Below are 3,600 nucleotides of genomic sequence, written 5' to 3'. Positions count from 1 at the left end.
AGATACCCAAGAATTTTTGCGGAATTATGTGTTTGGTGTGAACAGTTTGTGAATGTTTGGAAAAAAATCGTTTTCGTCCCAAATCACACCTTTGTAAGGCTCTTGTTTTCCACAAATCATGGGTCCATCCCGGGTGAAACGGCGTTTTTCTTTGAAAAATCCTCCCGATGATACCGGCTATTTCCACGCAAGCGGTCTTTTTGTGGAAAACCGCGGCGTCAAAGGCCCCGCACCGCCTTACTTGTATTTCTGGCTCTCCGCCACCGCCAGCTCGTCGCAGCGGTTGTTATACGCGTTTTCCGCGTGGCCTTTGACCCAGTGATAGTGGAGGGTATGGACCTCCGTGAGCGCCAGCAGGCGGTCCCACAGATCCGGGTTCAGCGCCGGTTTTTTATCGCTCTTGACCCAGCCCCGGGCCTTCCACCCCTTGGCCCACCCCTTGGAGAGGCCGTCGATCACATATTTGGAGTCCGACCACAGCTCCACGATGCAGGGTTCCTTCAAAAGGGACAGCGCCTCAATAACGGCGGTCAGTTCCATGCGGTTGTTGGTGGTGGCTGCTTCTCCGCCGGAAAGTTCCCGGGTGTGCGGGCCATACATCAAAATGGCGCCCCAGCCGCCGGGCCCGGGATTGCCGGAACAGGCGCCGTCGGTGTAAATGGTAACAGTTTTCATGCTCTTCTCCTCTGTGGCGGCCCCTGTTGCTCATGGCCGCTGTTTTGGACAGAACACGGCAGGGGAGCAGGGGGCAATCTGCGTCCGCCTCCGTAAGTCGTATTTGAAAACAGGAGAGCGTGGGCGGTCCACGCTCTCCTGCATGGGAATGTTGGGATTATTCCTCGGGAGCCGTCTCAGCGGCTTCCTCGCTCTCCTCGTGGTCCGTCAGAGCCATGGAGATCACTTGGTCGCCCTCTTCCTTGAAGCGCATGACGATGACGCCCTGGGTGGACCGGCCCGCCACCCGGATATTCTCCACCGGGGTGCGGATCAGGATACCGCCCTTTGTCACCAGCAACAGGTCCTCGGACCCGTCCACGACCTTGATGCCCACCACGCCGCCGGTCTTTTCCGTGACGGCGTAGTTCCGAATGCCCAGTCCGCCCCGGCCGGTGATGCGGTATTCCTCCACCGGCGTACGCTTGCCGTAGCCCTTTTCCGTGATGGAGAGCACCGTCTTGCCCGCCCGGGCCCGGGCGGCACCCACTACATAGTCGCCCTCTCTCAGGCGGATGCCCCGGACACCCATGGCGTCCCGGCCCATGGGCCGGACGTCGTTTTCGTCAAAGCAGATGGCCTGTCCGTCGTGGGTGGCGACCAGGATCTTCCGGGTGCCGTCGGTCTCCCGGACGGAGATCAGCTGGTCGCCCTCCTCCATCCGCAGCGCCCGGATGCCGCTGGCCCTGATATTTTTCAGCGTGCTTACAGGCAGACGCTTCACAGTGCCGTTGCGGGTGACCATCACCAGGAAGCGGTTCTCATCGTCCAGCTCCCGGGTGTGGACCATGGTCTGGATCTTCTCGCCCTGCTCCACCTGGAGGATATTGACGATGTTGGTGCCCTTCGCGGTCTTGCCCGCCTGGGGGATCTGATAGCCCTTCTTCCGATAGACCTTGCCGGTGTCGGTGAAGAAGAAGAGATAATCGTGGGTGGATGCGGTAAAGAGGTCCGTCACCACATCCTCGTCCCGGGTGGTGATGCCCTTCTTGCCCATGCCGCCCTTGGACTGAGCGGTATACTCGCTGACGGGGGTGCGCTTGATGTAGCCCGCCTGGGTCAGGGTGAAGACGCAGTCTTCCTCCTCAATGAGGTCCTCGATGTCGATCTCGTCCTCCACATCCTGGATCTCCGTGCAGCGGTCGTTGCCGTACTTGTCGGCGATGGCGGAGAGTTCCTCCTTGAGGATCTGGCGCACCAGGCCGTCATCGGAGAGGATGCGGTTGTAGTAAGCGATCTTCTCCTCCAGCTCCTTATACTCCGCTTCCAGCTTCTCCCGCTCCAGTCCCTGGAGACGCTTGAGCTGCATGTCCAGAATGGCCTGGGCCTGGACGTCGTCCAGACCGAAGCGGCTCATCAGATTCTGCTTGGCGTCGTCATAGGACTCCCGGATGGTCTTGATGACTGCGTCGATGTTGTCCTCGGCAATCAGCAGGCCCTCCAGCAGATGGGCCCGCTCCTGGGCCTTTTTCAGGTCGTATTTCGTCCGGCGGACGATGATCTCCTCCTGGAAGGCCAGGTACTCGTCGATGATGTGCCGCAGGGAGAGGATCTTGGGCTGGGACTGGTTCTGCACCAGGGCCAGCATGTTGATGGCGAAGGTGGTCTGCAGCTGGGTCTGGGCAAAGAGGCGGTTGAGCACTACCTGGGGATTGGCGTCCCGCTTGAGTTCGATGACGATGCGCATGCCGTTGCGGTCGGACTCATCCCGAATATCGGAGATGCCCTCCAGCCGCTTGTCCTCCACCTGCTCAGCCATGTTCTTGATGAGCATGCGCTTGTTGACCTGGTAGGGGATCTCGGTGATGATGATACGGGTACGGCCGTTGCCGAACTCCTCGAACTCATGCCGGGCCCGGATCACCAGCCGGCCGCGGCCGGTGGCATAGGCGGATCGGATGCCGCTGCGGCCCATGATGATGCCCTTGGTGGGGAAGTCCGGTCCCTTGATATACTGCATCAGGTCGCTGAGCTGGGCCTCCGGGTTATCCAGCACGCAGATGCAGGCGCCGATGACCTCCCGCAGGTTGTGAGGCGGGATGTTGGTGGCCATGCCCACGGCGATACCGGCGGAGCCGTTCACCAGCAGGTTGGGGAACCGGGAGGGGAGGACCCGGGGCTCTTTCCGGGTCTCGTCGAAGTTTGGGTCCCAGTCCACGGTGTCCTTGTCGATGTCCCGCAGCATCTCATCGGCGATGCGGGACATCCGGGCCTCCGTGTACCGGTAGGCCGCCGGGGGATCGCCGTCGATGGAGCCGAAGTTGCCGTGGCCGTCCACCAGCGGATAACGCATGGAGAAGTCCTGAGCCAGACGCACCAGGGCATCATAGACGGAGGCGTCTCCGTGGGGATGGTACCGGCCCAGCACGTCGCCCACAGCGGTAGCGCACTTGCGGAAGGGGTGGTCATAGGTGAGGTTGTCCTCGTACATGGCGTACAGAATCCGGCGATGCACCGGCTTGAGGCCGTCCCGCACATCCGGCAGGGCACGGCCCACGATGACGCTCATGGCATATTCGATGTAGGATTTCTCCATCTCGGGGACCAGCGGAGACTCCACGATCTTCTGATCGGGATACCGGATCTCCTCAGGATCATATTGGGGTTTTTTAGACATAGATCGGTATCCTTTCTCAGTAGTCCAGATTCACGGCGTACTTGGCGTTCTTTTCGATGAACTCCTTCCGGGGCTCCACCTTCTCGCCCATGAGGATGGTGAAGGTTTCGTCGGCGGCCACGGCGTCGTCCAGGGTAATGCGGCGCAGCGTCCGCTTCTCCGGGTCCATGGTAGTCTCCCACAGCTCGTGGGGGTTCATCTCGCCCAGGCCCTTGAACCGGGAGATGTCCACCTTGGCGGAGGGGTTGCCCGCCCGCAGCTCCGCGGAG

2 protein-coding genes and 1 pseudogene are annotated in these 3,600 nt (G+C 61.0%); all 3 read right to left on the bottom strand.

Going from position 1 to position 3,600, the window contains the following annotated elements; all coding sequences use genetic code 11:
• Positions 1-237: 237 nt before the first annotated feature.
• Positions 238-675, bottom strand: a complete 438-nt coding sequence (rnhA, locus tag QZL67_RS04915; RefSeq protein ID WP_022289643.1) for a ribonuclease HI — start codon at positions 673-675, stop codon at positions 238-240.
• A 157-nt stretch (positions 676-832) separates the two neighbouring features.
• Complete coding sequence (gyrA, locus tag QZL67_RS04910; protein ID WP_022289642.1) at positions 833-3,331, bottom strand: DNA gyrase subunit A; 2,499 nt, start codon at positions 3,329-3,331, stop codon at positions 833-835.
• A gap of 16 nt (positions 3,332-3,347) precedes the next feature.
• Positions 3,348-3,600 (bottom strand): annotated as a pseudogene (locus QZL67_RS04905) (DNA topoisomerase IV subunit B); the annotation flags it as partial.

Origin of the sequence: Oscillibacter sp. CAG:155, from assembly GCA_000436875.1 — a bacterium.
Taxonomy (GTDB): domain Bacteria; phylum Bacillota; class Clostridia; order Oscillospirales; family Oscillospiraceae; genus Oscillibacter.
This window is presented reverse-complemented; position numbering and strand designations above follow the sequence as displayed.